This window comes from Centipeda periodontii DSM 2778, from assembly GCF_000213975.1.
GTDB classification, from domain to species: Bacteria; Bacillota; Negativicutes; order Selenomonadales; family Selenomonadaceae; genus Centipeda; species Centipeda periodontii.
Window position 1 is genome coordinate 2,308,463 of the sequence record NZ_GL892076.1, and the last position, 16,556, is coordinate 2,325,018.

The 16,556-nt window shown below is 51.2% G+C and carries 20 protein-coding genes; 2 read left to right on the forward strand and 18 right to left on the reverse strand.

Features of this window, described 5'->3' with window-relative positions; translation table 11 throughout:
- Positions 1-21 precede the first annotated feature (21 nt).
- The 12 genes from HMPREF9081_RS10520 to ulaG form a co-directional block, all read right to left on the reverse strand.
- Entirely contained in the window at positions 22-843 is an 822-nt protein-coding gene (locus HMPREF9081_RS10520; protein WP_154647318.1) for a hypothetical protein, read from the reverse strand.
- A complete protein-coding gene (locus HMPREF9081_RS10525; protein WP_006307288.1) occupies positions 735-1,781 on the reverse strand; it encodes a hypothetical protein in 1,047 nt (348 codons plus the stop codon). The genes HMPREF9081_RS10520 and HMPREF9081_RS10525 overlap by 109 nt, the downstream gene beginning before the upstream one ends.
- Positions 1,778-2,035, reverse strand: coding sequence for a hypothetical protein (locus HMPREF9081_RS13965; protein WP_154647319.1), 258 nt, complete (start codon positions 2,033-2,035; stop codon positions 1,778-1,780). Before HMPREF9081_RS13965 ends, HMPREF9081_RS10525 begins: the two co-directional genes overlap by 4 nt.
- Positions 2,036-2,039: 4 nt before the next feature.
- Positions 2,040-3,014 carry a glycosyltransferase family protein gene (locus tag HMPREF9081_RS10530; protein ID WP_006307289.1) on the reverse strand — a complete coding sequence of 325 codons (975 nt, stop codon included), beginning with the start codon at positions 3,012-3,014 and terminating at the stop codon, positions 2,040-2,042.
- Positions 3,011-3,760, reverse strand: coding sequence for an adenine nucleotide alpha hydrolase family protein (locus HMPREF9081_RS10535; protein ID WP_040395080.1), 750 nt, complete (start codon positions 3,758-3,760; stop codon positions 3,011-3,013). Before HMPREF9081_RS10535 ends, HMPREF9081_RS10530 begins: the two co-directional genes overlap by 4 nt.
- A gap of 155 nt (positions 3,761-3,915) precedes the next feature.
- The gene (araD, locus tag HMPREF9081_RS10540; protein ID WP_006307291.1) at positions 3,916-4,614 is read right to left on the reverse strand and encodes an L-ribulose-5-phosphate 4-epimerase; all 699 of its coding nucleotides are present in this window, start codon (positions 4,612-4,614) and stop codon (positions 3,916-3,918) included.
- A gap of 12 nt (positions 4,615-4,626) precedes the next feature.
- Positions 4,627-5,676: a hypothetical protein gene (locus tag HMPREF9081_RS10545; protein WP_006307292.1), complete on the reverse strand. Its 1,050-nt coding sequence runs from the start codon at positions 5,674-5,676 to the stop codon at positions 4,627-4,629.
- 12 nt (positions 5,677-5,688) lie between these two features.
- Positions 5,689-6,537: an L-ribulose-5-phosphate 3-epimerase gene (locus tag HMPREF9081_RS10550; protein WP_006307293.1), complete on the reverse strand. Its 849-nt coding sequence runs from the start codon at positions 6,535-6,537 to the stop codon at positions 5,689-5,691.
- A gap of 62 nt (positions 6,538-6,599) precedes the next feature.
- Positions 6,600-6,878 carry a PTS sugar transporter subunit IIB gene (locus tag HMPREF9081_RS10555; protein ID WP_006307294.1) on the reverse strand — a complete coding sequence of 93 codons (279 nt, stop codon included), beginning with the start codon at positions 6,876-6,878 and terminating at the stop codon, positions 6,600-6,602.
- A 39-nt stretch (positions 6,879-6,917) separates the two neighbouring features.
- Complete coding sequence (locus tag HMPREF9081_RS10560) at positions 6,918-8,405, reverse strand: PTS ascorbate transporter subunit IIC (RefSeq protein ID WP_006307295.1); 1,488 nt, start codon at positions 8,403-8,405, stop codon at positions 6,918-6,920.
- A gap of 25 nt (positions 8,406-8,430) precedes the next feature.
- Positions 8,431-8,877, reverse strand: coding sequence for a PTS sugar transporter subunit IIA (locus HMPREF9081_RS10565; protein ID WP_006307296.1), 447 nt, complete (start codon positions 8,875-8,877; stop codon positions 8,431-8,433).
- A gap of 8 nt (positions 8,878-8,885) precedes the next feature.
- Positions 8,886-9,989: an L-ascorbate 6-phosphate lactonase gene (gene ulaG / locus HMPREF9081_RS10570; RefSeq protein WP_006307297.1), complete on the reverse strand. Its 1,104-nt coding sequence runs from the start codon at positions 9,987-9,989 to the stop codon at positions 8,886-8,888.
- A gap of 243 nt (positions 9,990-10,232) precedes the next feature.
- Between ulaG and HMPREF9081_RS10575 the strand changes: the two genes are divergently transcribed.
- Positions 10,233-11,030, forward strand: coding sequence for a DeoR/GlpR family DNA-binding transcription regulator (locus HMPREF9081_RS10575; protein ID WP_040395086.1), 798 nt, complete (start codon positions 10,233-10,235; stop codon positions 11,028-11,030).
- A gap of 78 nt (positions 11,031-11,108) precedes the next feature.
- Here HMPREF9081_RS10575 and HMPREF9081_RS10580 read toward each other — a convergent pair whose 3' ends face one another.
- The 4 genes from HMPREF9081_RS10580 to HMPREF9081_RS10595 all read right to left on the reverse strand — a co-directional run bounded on the left by HMPREF9081_RS10580 (position 11,109) and on the right by HMPREF9081_RS10595 (position 14,017).
- Positions 11,109-12,452, reverse strand: coding sequence for an MATE family efflux transporter (locus HMPREF9081_RS10580; RefSeq protein ID WP_006307299.1), 1,344 nt, complete (start codon positions 12,450-12,452; stop codon positions 11,109-11,111).
- On the reverse strand, positions 12,449-13,207 hold the full coding sequence (locus tag HMPREF9081_RS10585) for a YdcF family protein (RefSeq protein WP_006307300.1): 759 nt from the start codon (positions 13,205-13,207) through the stop codon (positions 12,449-12,451). Before HMPREF9081_RS10585 ends, HMPREF9081_RS10580 begins: the two co-directional genes overlap by 4 nt.
- A gap of 260 nt (positions 13,208-13,467) precedes the next feature.
- The gene (locus tag HMPREF9081_RS10590) at positions 13,468-13,782 is read right to left on the reverse strand and encodes a type II toxin-antitoxin system HicB family antitoxin (protein WP_154647320.1); all 315 of its coding nucleotides are present in this window, start codon (positions 13,780-13,782) and stop codon (positions 13,468-13,470) included.
- 43 nt (positions 13,783-13,825) lie between these two features.
- Positions 13,826-14,017: a type II toxin-antitoxin system HicA family toxin gene (locus HMPREF9081_RS10595; RefSeq protein WP_006307307.1), complete on the reverse strand. Its 192-nt coding sequence runs from the start codon at positions 14,015-14,017 to the stop codon at positions 13,826-13,828.
- Between the two features lie 207 nt (positions 14,018-14,224).
- Here HMPREF9081_RS10595 and HMPREF9081_RS10600 point away from each other — a divergent pair, with 207 nt between their 5' ends.
- The gene (locus HMPREF9081_RS10600) at positions 14,225-14,569 is read left to right on the forward strand and encodes a cupin domain-containing protein (protein ID WP_006307311.1); all 345 of its coding nucleotides are present in this window, start codon (positions 14,225-14,227) and stop codon (positions 14,567-14,569) included.
- A 65-nt stretch (positions 14,570-14,634) separates the two neighbouring features.
- Here the strand turns inward: HMPREF9081_RS10600 and HMPREF9081_RS10605 are convergent, their stop codons facing one another.
- Both HMPREF9081_RS10605 and HMPREF9081_RS10610 read right to left on the reverse strand, forming a co-directional pair.
- Entirely contained in the window at positions 14,635-15,849 is a 1,215-nt protein-coding gene (locus tag HMPREF9081_RS10605; protein ID WP_006307312.1) for an ABC transporter permease, read from the reverse strand.
- Positions 15,839-16,552, reverse strand: a complete 714-nt coding sequence (locus HMPREF9081_RS10610) for an ABC transporter ATP-binding protein (RefSeq protein WP_040395089.1) — start codon at positions 16,550-16,552, stop codon at positions 15,839-15,841. The genes HMPREF9081_RS10605 and HMPREF9081_RS10610 overlap by 11 nt, the downstream gene beginning before the upstream one ends.
- Between the last annotated feature and the right edge of the window lie 4 nt (positions 16,553-16,556).

Sequence of the window (16,556 nt, forward strand, 5' to 3'; positions counted from 1 at the left end):
AGCCTCCGTATCTGCCCTGTTTTATTCTTCTCCTTGAAGTTTCAAGCAAGTAACTTCTCCCGCATCAATTGAAATCTTTACCTGCTTTATCCCCTCCCCTATGATTTTATCGCTCCATACATCATAAACGTCCATCGGCTTTGAAAAGGAAAACACCTTATATTTTCTGCTCTTTGATGCGTTATAAAGTGTCCAAAGCGTTGCTTCTTCATCTATGAATGAATTAACGCATATTCCTTCTGGATCGTAATATAGCAATGGAATACAATTTTCGGATCTAAATTGTCTGTTCTGTTTCAAAATACGATAAATTTTTCGCAATAAAAACAAAAATTCTGAGCTAAACCATTTTTCATCATTGACGTTACCAGAAATCCAAATTCCTTGTCCGTTAAAAAATATAAGTTTTAGACTCTGTATATCGTTTCCGATGGGCTCATCACATCGAATAATGACAAATTGACGAAAGAGAGGAAATGCAAAACGCGTTAAGTTAATAATCCCTTTCCCATAGGTGAGTGATGCTTGTTGATACATGATGGTGTTATCTACAGGAAAATACTCTGTTAAAACAGAAGTGTTTAATGATCCTAAACTTTTCAGAAACATTCTCTCTCCATCCAACTGCGTTTCCGCACAATGTTGATGCGCATTGTTATGACATGAGTACTGAATCCCACAGCCATACTCATCAATGTAAACAGCATCGGGATTTAACTGTTGAATTGCTAATTTTATCTTGTTATATAGAGCCTGATGCCATTCTTCAACCCTCGGGCAACACGTCCAAAAAGCCGCTCCAACATAAGAATATATTTTTTCTTGGCATTCATTACTTGCCATATACGCCCTTTCAATCGCCCCAAGCGCGACGATTTGCTGATAAGATAACCTTCAAAATATAATCCTGTTCGTACACCTTTGCTTCTCAAATATTGAAAACCTGCGGCAAGACGCCAGCTGCCGCCAAGATACGCCCATGGCATGTAATCTCCTACACGTCCGCTTTCTGGGGTTTGCCCCCAATCAAATAACTGAACATAATCAACGCCGCCCAAAGCCTTCTGATCTTCCTGTAGCTTTTCCTCAATGCAATAGTTCCCGGACTTTTTCTCAAAAATCCCATCATCATAGTTCTCATGTAAAAACCATTGACGAAAAACATATGAATTTTGCAGCCAAATAGGTGACACTGCACCGCTCAAATGACGTTTTTCCCACAGTTGACGATAAAGGCATAAACTTTCATGCCAATCTCCATCACGAATATCAAGCACTATCTGCAGAACAAGTATATCTTGAGGAGAAATCTCTCCTTGATAGTATATCTTCGCGTAAATTTCTCCATCGCTCGTTTTGTTGAGATAAAACCTCTTCCGATCTTGTGTTTCATCTAACGAAACAAGGGTTAGCACGCGTCCTCCTACACCAAAGATACTAAGAAATTGCATAGGAAACCAAGTGCTATATTCAAGGTCATATTCTGCACAATCCGATGAAATAAACGGTTCAAGCGATGGAAAACAGTATTTCCAGTTTTCTTGTTTTAACACTTTTAAGGAGGGAAATGTCACCGTAAAGTTTTGCTTTCTCTTTGTAGTGTTTTCCTTCCTTAACTCAAGTAATACTGCAGTATCAGAAAAACGGTGAACACGCACTTCCCCTCCATGTTCAACGAGTTGGCAAAATCGACTAATTTCTCCTATGCATTTATCATTGAGGACAATCAATTGTTCATCTTGAAAAGCCATAAAGAATGATTTATTTTCTATCTTTTTCATTTTTCTAGATGGCTTTCACGAACTAATACGATGTTCTTATAAGCATCACGCGTACGTTTTCCCATTTGATACTTAGCATTTGTTTCTTCAATGAATTGCATATATGAAGGAAATTTTCTTGGGTCTACATACGTCAAAAAATAAACAAATCGTGCCCATTTTACACGAATATGCCATGGCATCCAGCATAGAGAAAACATGCTAATGATTATTCCAAAAACTCGTATTCCAAAAAATTTGATTGCTTTTTTCACGGTTTTATACCTCCAATAGCTGTCGCACAGCTTTCATCGCATCTCTATTATTTTCTTCTCTAATTCTTTTAGCTGTTTCAACTGCCTGCACGGATGCATTCTCATAAACTTCATCGTTATCTACAAGTTCGAGAATGGCGCTTGCTATTTTTTCTGCATCATTAAAGTCTACTATCTTGGTAGCAAATGGGACAGTTGTCGAAGAAACAGTCGGTGTTCCATGTATCATATGCTCATAAATAATGTACGAGAATGTTTCTGAGTACGATACTTGGAGACCGATATCCATTTGTTCTAAAATTTGATGCATCTCAGAGTTACTGCATTGTGGATGAAGAACAAACGGAAAATTCATATTGCTCAACAAGGAAAGTGTATTATGGTATACTGAGTTCATTTTAGATTCTAACAAATGAAGTTCAATGGGTAAATACTTATACAGAATACTACATGCAGTAATCTGCGTCATTATATTCTTAAATGGACGATATGCACAAAACAACGCTATGCGGATAAAATCATGATTTCGTTTTCTCTTTCTCGGCTTTATTATGGAATTGTATGTATTGGGGAGATAGATCACATTGGCTTTCGCATACGAAAGAAAGCCCACCACCTCATAACAGCAGGGATTTGCAAGAAAGAATCGAGGATGCGATATTTGTAAATATTCCTGAACATTGTCAAATGCCTCTTCTTCTACCTGCAAAAACGAAATTGTAGAATGAATAACGAGGCATACTGTACATCCTATTTCCAATAGTTGCTCTATACAGCCACGCCTGAAAGTCGGAGCTTGGAGTAAAACAACATCAACAGGGTTGCATTTTACATATGAAAGTAAATCCTCATCATTTTGATAACCATACGAATGACACAAGATGCCTTCTGAATGTATGAGGTTCTCCAAATGATAATTTGATACCTTCACCCCCGTATCAAATCCAAAATCCCGATACAGCATTAATATTTTTTTCATAGTTTTTCTCTCAATGCACGATCTATATACTCTCGTATGAATGGCAATTTTTTCGCAATCCATTTTTTTGATACCTCAATGTAGGCTTGCTTTCCTTTCAGAGGTAAATAATAACACCGCAAATACAAATTATGGAATTGTCCTCCGCCAATACACCTTGGCTGTTCTTCATAAAAAGGGTTGTCCAAGGCATTTTTCTCATTATATTCTTCTAAAAGAACTTCCGATGATGTTTTCTGATGCAAGAGAGGTGTGTGATAGGAAATTCCGTATTCTTTGTAAAGCTGACGAACCATATCAACAGCCCATTCCTGCTGAAACAGATCAAAGCCGGTAAGCTCATTTACACCATCCGCTGAGTTACCAACTCCATTGATCTTGCAAAATATAATCGTGTTTGCGTGATGAGATAATCTACATGATGGACAAAATGTTGCCGCATTATATGTTTTGAATTGGATAAGATCATGGAAATAATTTTTTTGTACCAGATCTCTAAGTAATTGGTTCGTATCCAGCAGGTGGTGGTTTATCCTCGCTTTTTTCCTAAAGTACTCTTCCAGCTTCTCTACGTTTTTGTAAACTTTATCTATATCTGTCATCAAGTCCGTCTGAAATGTCAATAAATGCAACGTCTTCATCTGATATTTCTCTATCAAATGAATTGCTGTCAATGTAGAATCGCGCCCGCCCGTAAACTGCAAAGAGCAGCTGTTTTCTTCATTCATGCTAGAATATTGTTCCATAGAATTTATCCCTTTCTCTCGCGCGTACATCGTACGCACTTATCCACAGATTCTCTCTGTCTTTTATGTTAGCACTTTTCACCCCCCCCGTAAAGACGTTGGCGATACAAAAAAAGAGCAGAGATAGTCTGCTCTTTGGATGATTCGTATGTGTATTACTTCTTCTGCCCGTAGTAGGCGTTTGCGCCGTGCTTGCGGAGGAAATGTTTGTCGAGGAGTGTCTGCTGCATTGCCTGCACGCCCGGCATGAGCATCTCGGTGTGGAACGCCATCATGGCGACCTCCTCAAGAACGATGGCGTTGTGCACGGCATCAAAGGGATCTTTGCCCCAACAGAACGGGCCGTGATTCTTGACGAGGACGGCGGGGACGTGGTCGGGGTTCAGATGTGCCTTTTCAAAGCGCTCGACAGCGACCACTCCCGTGTTGTACTCGTAGCCACTCTTGATCTCCTCCTCGGTCATATCACGTGTGCACGGAATCTCGCCGTAGTAGTAGTCGGCGTGCGTTGTCCCGTAGGCATGCACACCACACCCCGCCTGTGCAAACAGGGTTGCCCAGCGCGAATGCGTGTGCACGACGCCGCCGATGTTCGGGAATTTCTGATAGAAAATGCGATGCGTCTCGGTGTCCGAGGACGGATTCAGATCTCCCTCAACGCGCTTGCCGTCGAGATCGACGACGACCATATCCGACGGCTTCATTTCATCGTACTCCACACCCGACGGCTTAATGACGAAAAGCCCCTTTTCGCGGTCGATGCCCGACACGTTCCCCCATGTAAACGTCACGAGATGGTGTTTCGGCAGAAGCATATTCGCCTGATAGACCTGCTCCTTAAGTTGTTCCAGCATACTGTTCCCTCCTTAGGTCAGTTCGTAGCGCGCGATCTCGTCGATCTCGCGATTCGTCGCGATGAGGATGTCCTTGCCCTCGTAGACATAGTGCAGGACATTCGCCGCGCCGCAGCCACGATCGAGTTCCTGCGCGACATAGCCCTTGCCCTCCTCATAGGTAAAGGCGAGGAGCAGCCGTTCGCCCTTGCGGTGTCCGAGAATCCACGTCGGTTTTCCGCAGATCATGCCGCCAAAGATGGCGTGGAGGAATTCGAGTTTTTCAGGATAGGTGTAGACGAGCGTGAATTTCCCGTTCTCCTGCTTGTAAATGTTGATCGTGTCGCCGTGGAACGGCGCGATCGTACACAGCTCCTCCACGCCGTCCCCATCGAGATCAAGCAGCAGGCCATCACTCGCCGCATCGGAAATGAGTTCGTCGATGCACCACGCATCGCCCTCCTCCGTTGGCGGGTAGAAGCGGAACACGCCGTTGTCCGTCGATACGATGCTGCTCATCGCGCCGCTCTCATCGACGTGACGATAGTAGCCGTGGTTCTTGAGCAGCCCCTCCTTCAGGATCTCGAGCTGCAGCTGGTTCTCATCGTTATACGACGAGAGATCGGCGGGCAGTTCTGCGGCAAAAACTCTGCCCGCGAAGCGCCAGTCCTCCTTGTACTCATGCCCTGACTTCAGCGCACAGGCGATGAGATAGTTCCGTCCACCCGACTGCAGGATGTCGAAACGATGGACAAAAGGCAGGTCGCAGAGCGTCCGCACCTCCCAATCATCTTTTCCGCGCGGAGTAACGATGACAATGGATGCCTCCTTGCCGTCATTCGGTGAGTAGAACTTGCGCGTGGCAAGGAACTGCCCATCCGTGCCCGGAACCTGCACCATCGTCATGACACCTCCGGGTCCCTCCCAGACGGTCTCCTCGATGTCACCGTCGAGGTTGATAAGGTAGCACTTGTCCACCTTTTCCGCTGCGCAGAGGAAGTGCCGCGTGCCCTTGTAGTTCAGCATGGTAAGTGAGTAGCATTTGGCAAGTTCGCCAATGATCTTCTTCTTTACATTCAGCATATTGTTTCCTCTCTACTCTGCTGCCGCATCGAGTGCGCGGCGCAGGAATGTATTGGCAAAGGCGAGGTCAGCTTTCCAATCCGCGCTTCCTATGTACCAGAACTCGCCGACATAGCGTCGCACGCCGAGTGCCCACGCCTTCCGTGCGATGGCGTCGAAATCGACGTGCCCCGTTCCAAACGGAATTTCACGATACTTCCCGGGCACAGTCTCCTTCAGATGCAATGCGACCATGTGACCGCGTCCCGTCTCCATATCATCGAGCACACTCTTGCCGTAGATGAGCGCGGCATTCGTCAGATTGCCGCTGTCAGGGTAAACGCCGAGGTAGGGCGAGTCCACGAGGTCGACGTAGTGCATCGCCTTTTCGACCGTATCCATAAACGGCGTCTCCATCGTCTCAAAGCCGAGCTGCACGCCGCTGCGCGCCGCAAGCAGTGCAGACTTCGCGAGATTGCGCGCAAACGCCGCACGCGTCTCCTCTGTGCCCTTGTCGTAGTAGACATCGTAGCCTGCGAGCTGAATCGTCCGAATTCCGAGCTCTACCGCAAGGTCGATGGCGTCTGCCATGATCTCTATGCTCCGCACCTGCTTCGCAGGATCGGGACTCCCAAGCGGATATTTTCGATGTCCGCTGAGACAGATTGAGCCGAACAGGATCCCCGTCGTGCGCATCGCAGCGCGGATCTCCTCCATCTCCGCCGCACTCATATGGAGACGCGCGAGCTTTTCGTCCGTTTCGTCAATGCTCATCTCCACATAGTCAAAGCCCGCCTCCTTCGCAGCGGTCAGCTTCTCGCGCCATGTGAGCGCAGACGGCATGGCCTTTTCATAGAGTCCGAGCTGATAGCTTTTTCCCATAATTGCCCCCGTTCATTTGGAAAAAAGAGGAGCCACCGCCGGCGACTCCCCTCTCGTATGATTTACTTAATGCCGGCAGCCTGAATCTTTTCCTCCATCTCGCCCTCGGACAGGAGATTCTTCAACCCGATGACGACTGGCTTCGTCCCCTTGAACGTGTCCACGAGCGATGCCGAGCAAAAAACAACATCGTAGTTGTTCGCCTGTGACTTCGCATCACCGACGTTCGTGTGATAGACCTCTGCATCAATGCCGAGCTTCTTGAAGACCTTCGCGAGCTTCATTTTGATAATCTGCGAGGATCCCATACCGCTGCCGCATGCTGCAATGACTTTCAACATTTTAATGCACTCCTTTATAGTAAATACAACAGACTGACCTTAGTCGATAACCACCTTGTCCACAGGCACGCCCTGCTTCTTCGCCATGACTTCCTTGTATTCGTCGAAGTCCTCGGCGATGAGGAAGTAGGTGTCTTTATTGCGCCGGTAAATGATCTGTGGAATGGTGAGCAGAATGATGACCACCACTGCAACGCCGACATACTGGAAGTTGTTCATGATGACGCCGATGAACGGCCAGATCGTATCCCAGTCAAAATTTCCGTGCCAGCCGCCGAACATCCCTGTCGTGAAGTAGTACGCTGCAAAGCCGCCGCCGAGCACCTGGATCATGCCACTGAAGAACGGGATGATCGCCGCCGCGCGCACGCCGCCGAGACGGTTTGCAAAGACGGCAAAGGTCGCGTTGTCGAAGAAGAGCGGTACGAATCCGCTGATGATGAGGATCGGACTCTCAAAGACAATCAGACCGATAATCGCGAGAAATTGACCGAACGCACCAAAGAGAAAGCCGAACGTCACAGCGTTCGGATGACCGAAGCCGTAGGTCGCTGCACAGTCAACCGCAGGCACGGAGCCGGGCAGCAGCTTCTCGGAGATGCCTTGGAACGAGTTGGTCAGCTCCGAGACGAACATACGGACGCCGAGCTGCAGGATCGTGAGGTAGACGGCGAAGTTGAACGATTTTTCAACAATATAGAAGACAAAATTCTGCTTCTCGCTGAACCCCTTGTCGATCTGGTGCATGAGATCCGCACCGAGAATCGAGATGATCGCGCCGAAGAAGAATGTCATGAGAATACCGGTCGCAACGACATTCTCGTTGAAGATGGAGAGGAAGCCCGGCAGTTTCAGATTCTCAAGCGACTTCTGCGGATTGCCGATCTTCTTGGCGAGCTTCGAAACGAGGAAGATGCCAAACATCTGTTGATGACCTGTCGCAAAGCCACCGCCCTCGGTGAGCTTCGCCACAGGCTCGACGGTGAGGTTCGAGGCGACCGACCAGTAGGTACCGAGCAGGACGCCCAGCATGAGCACAACACCCGGATCCTGCAGTTCGGGGAAACAGAAGAGGACGAGCCAGAGCGCTGTCGAGGACTGCTGCACCATGACGTGCCCCGTGATGAAGAGCGTGCGGATCTTCGTATACCTGCGCAGCATGACGAGCAGGATGTTGATGGCAAACGCGATCAGGAGCACCATCATCATCATCGAGAACGAGCGTCCGATGTGTTCCACGCTCATCTGCGCCGCCGCCTGCCCGAAATATGGGTCGATGACCGCTGCCGAAAGGTCAAAGCGATCCTTCAGCCCTGCCAGCACCGGACGGAAGTTCCCAACAAGTCCGCTCGATGCAACCATCAGGATCATGTAGCCGACGACCGCCTTGATAAAGCCCGCTATGCATTCGTAGATGGGTTTTTTCAGAAGAGCGTAGCCGACAAAGACGATGAAGCCGATAAAGAACTGTGGCTTCGTGAGGATGTTGTTCTGGAAGAATTCCCAGACAGACAATACAATTTCCATTCCCCTGCCTCCTTATGGCTGAATCCTATTCCTCAATCGCACGCAGGTCTTCGGGCGTTTTTGCCGCAAGAAGCTTTGCGACAATTGTTTCATCCGACAGGCACTCCGAGAGTTCCATCAGATTTTGGATGTGCTCCTCGTCGTCCGCTGCCGCAAGGACAACGAAAATGCGTGCGTCATGCTCCCCGTCCTCATGGAAACGTACGGGCTTTTCGGTCTTCATGAAGCACATTGCCGTATGGTTCACGCCGCGCCCGCGCTCCGCGTGCGGGATGCAGATGTCGGGGGCAATCACGATGTAGGGGCCGAGCTCCTCCACCTTTTCGATGATAAAGGAGGCATACTCCGGCTCGATGCTACCGTCCGCCTCGAGTGGTGCGCAGGCGGCGCGGATCGCATCTCGCCAGTCGTCAAAGCCCTCGTGGAACGAATAGTGTTTCTGTGCAACAAATTCCTTGAACAATACTGTCACCCTCTCTCTTACAGACAGGAACGGAACGGAATGTTCTGCGGATGCTCGAAGCAGTCTTCGAAGCCGCGGCGATGATGATAGTAGATCTTGTCCTTGTCCTGCGGATAGACATAGCGACCGCCGACCTGCCAGAAGAACGGATGGAACCCATACTCGTTGCGATCCTTCTTGAAATCATAGATGAGCTTGATCTCATCGCAGTCCGCCTGGAAGTTCGACCACACATCCCAGTGGATCGGACAGACCACCTTGCATCGCAGATTCTCTGCCATGCGCAGGATGTCAATGGAGGTCATCTTATCCTGCATGCCGATCGGATTCTCACCGAACGAACCAAACGCGACGTCAATGTCGTAGTCCTTGCCATGCTTTGCGAAGTAGATCGAGAAGTGAGAGTCGCCCGAATGGTAGATGTTGCCGCCTGGCGTCTTCAGGAGATAGTTGACCGCCTTCTCATCCATATCCGTCGGACACTTGCCTGTCAGTTCCTCCCGATCGGGTCCCGTCGAATCCGTCGTCACGATGCAGGTACGGTCAAAGCTGTCAAGCGCGATGATCTCAATATCCTTGATCTTGATGACATCGCCCGGCACAACCGTGCGGCACCGCTCTGCAGGTACGCCCCATTTGATCCATGTCTCCACGGACTTTTTCGGACCAATGAAGGGAACCGGAATGTCCCTGCCGTCCTCGTCTGTCGTCGTCATGCCGCTCTGAATGACGTGCGCCGCCCACTCTGCCGACATGTGATCCTGATGATAGTGCGTTGCCAAAACCGCATCCACATGCTTGAACGCGAACGGATCGATGACGAAGGGGACGTTGCGCAGATTCGGCTGCATGTTGCGACAGCCGCACATATTCGCCATCTGATGACCGACCGCCATCTTGCCGTTGCCGTGCGTGCGCTTGCCATTGCCACACCAGAGGTCGACCGTCAAATTCGCGCCGCCGGGGGTCTTGAACCAGATTCCTGTACAGCCGAGCCACCACATAGCGACCTGCCCCTGCGGAACCTCATAGCCCTCGATCTCCTCGACCAGCCATGTCCCCCACTCGGGAAACGTGTTCATGATCCAGCTCTCACGCGTCATGTCTGATACCTTGCTCATAATGCTCCTCCTATTTGCTCATTGAATTATAAAACATAGCTTTGTGGAACTTTTATGTCATTATATCACCATTTTATGCTCATTTCAAGTATTTTTATGGAAGATAATTATTTTCATCATGCGTTATACGTTCATTTTTTATTTTAACGGTTGATTCCTTTTCGATTTTTGATATAATGAGCATATCAAATACGATAAGCATATTTTATGAGAAAATATCTCAAATATAGAAAGGAATATGTAATGAAAAGCAGCAAAGCCGTCATATACAGACGTCAGCAAAACCTCCTGAAGCTCCTACAACGGGAGAAGACCATTGAGGTGGAAAGCGCCGCACAGGAACTCGGTGTCTCGCCCACAACGATACGGCGCGATCTGCAAGAATTCTCAAAGCAACGGCTAGTCACACGTTTTCATGGAGGGGCGCAGCTGATCGCGGGCACCTTACAAGAAGAGGATCCCCCCGAGAACGGAGACCCGAAAGCGCGCATCGACCGCAGCCAGAAGGAAGCCATTGCCCGCCGTGCTGCCGAGCTCATCGAAGACGGCGATACCATCTTTATGAACTCGAGTTCGACCACGATGCTGCTTCTCGACTACATCAAGGACAAGCGTGTCATTATCGTGACGAACAACAGCCACGTCATCGGCTACCCGCACGCCCCATCTGTGACGATCATCCTGACGGGCGGGGAGATCTATGAGCGGCGGCAGTCGCTCGTCGGGGATTTTGCTCTCCAAACACTCAGTAAGATCAATGCGAACAAAACGTTCCTTGGCGTCTCCGGGATCAACGCGAAAAGCGGCATAACAACCTCAGTGTTGCCGGAAACCGCCATCAACGAGATGATGATGCGACACTGTCAGGGCAACTGCTATGTGCTTGCCGCGCGCGGTAAGATCGGGCACACGCACAATTTCCGCTCCGGCAGCATCCGCCATGTCCATACACTTATTACCTGCAATGGTGCGGATGCGGATGCCCTCGCCGAGATTGCTGCTACAGGCATACGCGTCATTGAAGTTGAGGAGAATATCTGAAGAACTACACGAAAGCACGAAAAAACTCGCCTTGCATAACGCAAAGCGAGTTTTTTGATGGATCGAATGCACCACGGCTCAGGACGCACACCGCAATGTCTTCTCCGTCCAAAAATACGCGATCACAACAGGAATTGCCGCGCCGATCCATGCGAGTGGATTCGCCAGACACGCGCCGAGGAAGCCGAGGGGCGCGCAGAGGAGGAGCGCCGCGCCCGTGCGCATGATGAGCTCCATCGCGCCCGCAATGGTCGGAACGACGCTCTGCCCGAGTCCCTGCAGGACGTTGCGATAGACAAGCAGGAGTGCGAGGATAACGTAGCACGAACCATTGACGATGAGGTAAGTATGCCCGTAGGCGATGACCTCCGCAGCCCCCGCCGCATCCGCACCGACGAACAGTTCGAGGAAGAATGTGCCGAACGCGATGAGGAGGACGCCGATGCCGACGGCAAACGCCATCGACATTTTGAGGCACGCGCGCACGCCTATGCGAATGCGCTCGTATTTCTGCGCGCCGTAGTTCTGCGCCGTGTACGCCGCCATCGCGTAGCCGAACGAGAGCATGGGCATAACGGCGACAGCGTCGATCTTCTGCGTCGCTGCGTACGCTGCAACGGGCAGTGCACCGAGGTTGTTCAGTGCGACTTGCAGGATAATCGCACCGATGGCGATGACGGAGGACTGAAACGCCATCGGCAGCCCCATGTGCAGATGTGCCATAAGGACGAAGGTGTTCGGCTTCCAGTCCGAGAGGTGCGTATGGAGCGCAGGCACACGTCGCCGTATATAGATCCAGAAGAGGAGCGCACCGATGCCCTGTGAGAAAACCGTCGCAAGCGCCGCGCCCGGGATTCCCCAGCCGAGTACGAGGATGGCAATCGGCTCGAGTGCAACATTGATTGCGAGCGTGACGGCGAGCAGAATCGTCGGCATCTTGCTGTCACCGAGCGCACGGATGAGGCAGTTTTGCATGTAGAGCAGGAGAAAGATGATAAGTCCCGCAAAGATGATCGAGATGAAGTCATACGCTCCGTCCAAAATCTCGGGCGGCGTTTCCATCAGCACGAGCAACGTGTGCGTGAGCGGCAAGACGATTACGGTGAGTGTGAGTGTCACGGCAACGCCGAGTAGAATGCACGCCGCAGCACTCTGCCGCACGCCCCGCCGATCACCCGCGCCGAACCGCTGTCCCGTGTAGATCGTAACACCCGTACAGAACCCCATGATAAAGCCGAGCGTCAGGAACATGAGGCTGCCCGTGCAGCCGACCGCCGCGAGCGCGTTCACCCCAAGGAAACGTCCGACAATGAGCGTATCAATAAAGGCATAGAGCTGCTGCATCATATTGCCCGCGACAAGCGGCAGGGCAAAGAAGAAGATGAGCCGTGTCGGATCGCCCTCCGTCATGTTCTTCGTCATTCGAGGTACCTCGTCACAAAGATGCGCAGCTTCTCTTGGAGATAGACCGTATTTGTGAGAAGTGCCCCCGCGTTTGGTGCAAACTTGATGAGATAGATCTGCGGATCGCCGCTCACCCAGAAATCCGTCGGATACGGTGTCACCGTAACCCCCTCCTTCTCGAAATTCAGCACGGCACGCGGCAGGTGGAACGCCGAGGTCACAAGGATCGGCTGTGTGAAGCCCTCACGCCGCAGAATCTCCGCCGAATAGCGCGCATTCTGCCCTGTCGTGAGACTGTTCCCCTCCACATAGATCATTTCATCGGGCACGCCGAGCGAGCGCAGGACGCGCCGCGCAATCTCCGCCTCTGAGCCGGTGTCGCTGAACACCTGCCCGCCCGAGAGCAGGATTGGCAGACGATGGATGTGATAGAGCCGCAGCACTGTGAGGAGCCGCGACGACGGACTCTGCGCGAGCATCCCCACACCATCCACATCCTGCACCTCTGCGATCGCCCCGCCACCGAGCATGACGATCACATCCCCCTGCGCTTCCGCAGGCACATCATATGTCCGCTCAAGGTCTCCCATCAGACGATCAGCAACCGCTCCGATGGAGAGCAGATAGAGCGCAAGAACAAGTGCTGTGAGCGCTCCTGCCGCACGATGTTGGTGTCGTTTTTTCCAGAGATAGACGGCAATCCCGAGCATTGCGAGAATAAAGATCCCCGGCGGGAGTATCCATGCCGCACCGAATTTCAAAATATAGATCAAGTATCATCAGCCCTGTCAAAACACAATACAACACATCAAAAATAATCCAAACCTCGTATCGTTACGCAATTTTGCACAGATATGAGGTGCGTGTGCAACGAATCATATTATAGGATATTTTAGGGAATTTTTGTAGGCATCACAAACAAAAGAAATAGAAAATGGCATACCACAGGCTTATAAAAAGAGCACCTTTTCAGATGCTCTTTTTCATCTTGATTTTCTGTTTGACACACCCAACCCAAACACTGCTTCCATCTCTATGCCAGTGCTGCAAGCTGCTCGCGCGCAATAGCTATGTCTCGACACCGTCTCTCATAGATTTGTCGGTCAAACTCCACGAGCGTAACAAAGCAATCGGTATATGCAGAGGTGTCAATGTCGTTGACGTTACGCGCAGGTGGATAATCTCTTTCCGACACCCCCTCAAGCATACATCCGATCGCATCCTGCGCCATCCACATCGCCTGTTCCAAGGTTCTTCCCTCCGTGAAGCATCCCTCAATATCGGGGACTGTCACAGTATAACCGCCCTCTTCGGCAGTCTCGAACACCGCCGGATAATAATGCTTCATTTCCATCCACTCCTCCAAACAGGATGATTCCAAGAATCCATTGCTATATAAGACCTGCCTGTTTCAAAATCTTATGCTCCAATCCCTTCCCCAATGTACCCGCGTGAATCGGAACAACTGTTGTTTTTCGTGTCAGTGGATTCCACATCTTTTGATGCGATCCGGAACTTGATACGGCTTTGCAAAATCCATTCTTCTCCAGCAGCCGTATCATTTGCCTCGCAGTCATCGGCATCCCAACCGCCTCCCATCACAAATTATACGGTGTGCAGATAGGAGCGTCAACATCCTTTCACCAATTTATCAGCGATTCCCTAATTACAAAAAAGGAAAATACGCTTCCGTCGCGAATATTTAGAATATATAACGAAGCACGTTTTTCTGCGCGCTTCTTCGTTCATTCTATCAAAATCTGTGTCAAATTACAAAGGAGAGTTTATTCATGGCAATCATCGAATCCGAGCACATCGATGCCGAGAAGCGCTTTGGCGGAAACGGTACAATCCACATTCAAAAGCTCCTCCGTCCGACCGAACTCGATGGCAAATGCGCGATGTACGCGCGCGTGACGATCCCGCCGCACGCGTCGATGGGCGTGCACAAACACGAGGGCAATACGGAGACCTATTACATTCTCTCCGGACGCGCACGTTACAACGACAACGGCACGGAAATCGAGATTGGTCCCGGTACGACGACGTTCTGCGGCGACGGAGAGGTACACGCCATTGCCAACGCCTCCGAGACCGAGGATCTCGTCTTTATGGCGCTGATTATCAATAAGTAAACACGAACAAAAAAGTCCACAGCGGAGTATTTCCGTTGTGGGCTTTTCGCATTTGTTGAGGAATCTCACTCATACCGCAGCGCATCAATCGGATCCAGCCGCGCCGCCTTGCGGGCGGGGTAGATGCCGAAGAAGAGACCGATGCCGACGGCAAAGGAGAAGGAGACGAGGATCGGCAGGAACTCGATGGTGGTGGTAAGCCCGCCAAACGAACCAATCAGTTTGGAGAGCGAAACGCCGAGCGTGATGCCGATCACGCCACCGACGATGCCGATGACCATGGACTCGATCATGAACTGCATGAGCACATTCGAGGATGTCGCGCCGAGTGCCTTGCGGATGCCGATCTCGCGCGTGCGCTCAGTGACAGAGACCATCATGATGTTCATGATGCCGATGCCTCCGACAAGCAGCGAGATGCCCGCAATCGATCCGAGGAGCAGCGTGAGCATATTTGTATTTTCTGTAAAGCTCTCCATGAGGCTCGTCATATTGCGAACGGTGAAATCGTCCTCTGCTCCGTGATGAATGTGGTGCCGCTGACGCAGCAGATTCTCAACGTCTGCCTGCACCTGATTCATCCGCTCGGGACTCGATACCTGTATGCTGATGGCTTGGACATATGTAATGGCAAGCATACGCTCCTGTGCCGTCGTGATTGGGATATAGATCACGTCGTCCTGATCCTGCCCGATGGACTGCCCCTTCTCCGCCGTCAGTCCGATGACCTTGAACGGCTGATTGTGGATGCGGATGTTCTTGCCGATGGGGTTCTCCGTCCCAAAGAGATTGGAGGCGACGGTCGGTCCGATGACGGCGACACGACTGCGCTTTGCCATATCGTTTGCTGTGATAAAAGACCCGTTCTCGACTTTGAGAGAGCGGATCTGCATCAGCTCCGGCGAGACTCCCTCCACTGTCGTATTCCAGTTGAGATTCCCGTTCACGACCTGATAGGCACCGGAGACCGAGGGGGATACGTAGTCAATCCCTTTGATCTTGCTCTCAATCGCCTTGGCATCATCGTATTTCAGCGACTTGCGTGAGCCCGCCTTGCCGCGCACACCGCCTGTATTCGCGGAGCCGGGCATAACGATAAGCATGTTCGAACCGAGGCTCGCAAAGGAGTCCGCAACGCTCGTACGCACGCCCATACCGATGGAGACCATGGCAATGACCGCGCCCACGCCGATGATGATGCCGAGCATGGTGAGGAGGGAGCGGAGCTTGTTCGCGAGCAGGGCGTTCACCGCCATGCCGAAGCATTCCTTAAACAACATCCATCACCACCCCCTTCCCCTCATCGCGCGTGATCCTGCCATCGCGGACGAGCAGCTGACGACTCGCGCGCAGGGCGATCTCCGGTTCGTGCGTGACGAGGATGATCGTGTGTCCCTTCTCGTGCATACGCACAAAGATATCCATGATCTCCTTCGTGGACTTCGTATCGAGATTGCCCGTCGGCTCATCCGCCATGATGATATGCGGGTCGTTGACGAGGGCACGGGCTATTGCGACACGCTGACGCTGACCGCCCGAGAGTTCGTTCGGCAGATGCGCCCCACGATCAGAAAGCCCCACGGCGGCAAGCATCTCCTGTGCCCGCTCCATGCGCTCGCGTCGCCCAACACCTGCATAGACGAGGGGCAGGGCGACGTTGTCGAGCGCGGAAATGCGCGGGAGCAGGTTGAAATTCTGAAAGACGAAGCCGATCTTCTTATTGCGCGTCGCAGCAAGGGCATCATCACTGAGACCTGCGACCTCCGCGCCGTCGAGTTTGTACGATCCTTCGCTCGGTCGATCCAGGCAGCCGAGGATGTTCATAAGCGTGGATTTTCCGGAACCGGACGGACCCATGAGCGCGGCAAACTCGCCGCGCCCGATCTCGAGGTCGATGCCGTCCAGTGCAGCAAGCGTCTCGCCGCCGATCCGGTAGAGCTTGCGGATCCCATGCAGACGGATGGTCGGTATTTTCTGTTCCACTGCG

What these genes read in the sequence shown, in the direction of transcription:
- HMPREF9081_RS10595 (WP_006307307.1), bottom strand. Translation starts at nt 14,017, where the DNA reads ATGCCGATGACTGCGAGGCAAATGATACGGCTGCTGGAGAAGAATGGA.
- HMPREF9081_RS10525 (WP_006307288.1), bottom strand. Translation starts at nt 1,781, where the DNA reads ATGAAAAAGATAGAAAATAAATCATTCTTTATGGCTTTTCAAGATGAA.
- HMPREF9081_RS10605 (WP_006307312.1), bottom strand. Translation starts at nt 15,849, where the DNA reads ATGTTGTTTAAGGAATGCTTCGGCATGGCGGTGAACGCCCTGCTCGCG.
- HMPREF9081_RS10545 (WP_006307292.1), bottom strand. Translation starts at nt 5,676, where the DNA reads ATGCTGAATGTAAAGAAGAAGATCATTGGCGAACTTGCCAAATGCTAC.
- HMPREF9081_RS10560 (WP_006307295.1), bottom strand. Translation starts at nt 8,405, where the DNA reads ATGGAAATTGTATTGTCTGTCTGGGAATTCTTCCAGAACAACATCCTC.
- HMPREF9081_RS10530 (WP_006307289.1), bottom strand. Translation starts at nt 3,014, where the DNA reads ATGAAAAAAATATTAATGCTGTATCGGGATTTTGGATTTGATACGGGG.
- HMPREF9081_RS10535 (WP_040395080.1), bottom strand. Translation starts at nt 3,760, where the DNA reads ATGGAACAATATTCTAGCATGAATGAAGAAAACAGCTGCTCTTTGCAG.
- HMPREF9081_RS10590 (WP_154647320.1), bottom strand. Translation starts at nt 13,782, where the DNA reads ATGAAGCATTATTATCCGGCGGTGTTCGAGACTGCCGAAGAGGGCGGT.
- HMPREF9081_RS10575 (WP_040395086.1), top strand. Translation starts at nt 10,233, where the DNA reads ATGAAAAGCAGCAAAGCCGTCATATACAGACGTCAGCAAAACCTCCTG.
- HMPREF9081_RS10600 (WP_006307311.1), top strand. Translation starts at nt 14,225, where the DNA reads ATGGCAATCATCGAATCCGAGCACATCGATGCCGAGAAGCGCTTTGGC.
- HMPREF9081_RS10555 (WP_006307294.1), bottom strand. Translation starts at nt 6,878, where the DNA reads ATGTTGAAAGTCATTGCAGCATGCGGCAGCGGTATGGGATCCTCGCAG.
- ulaG (WP_006307297.1), bottom strand. Translation starts at nt 9,989, where the DNA reads ATGAGCAAGGTATCAGACATGACGCGTGAGAGCTGGATCATGAACACG.
- HMPREF9081_RS10550 (WP_006307293.1), bottom strand. Translation starts at nt 6,537, where the DNA reads ATGGGAAAAAGCTATCAGCTCGGACTCTATGAAAAGGCCATGCCGTCT.
- araD (WP_006307291.1), bottom strand. Translation starts at nt 4,614, where the DNA reads ATGCTGGAACAACTTAAGGAGCAGGTCTATCAGGCGAATATGCTTCTG.
- HMPREF9081_RS10580 (WP_006307299.1), bottom strand. Translation starts at nt 12,452, where the DNA reads ATGACGAAGAACATGACGGAGGGCGATCCGACACGGCTCATCTTCTTC.
- HMPREF9081_RS10520 (WP_154647318.1), bottom strand. Translation starts at nt 843, where the DNA reads ATGGCAAGTAATGAATGCCAAGAAAAAATATATTCTTATGTTGGAGCG.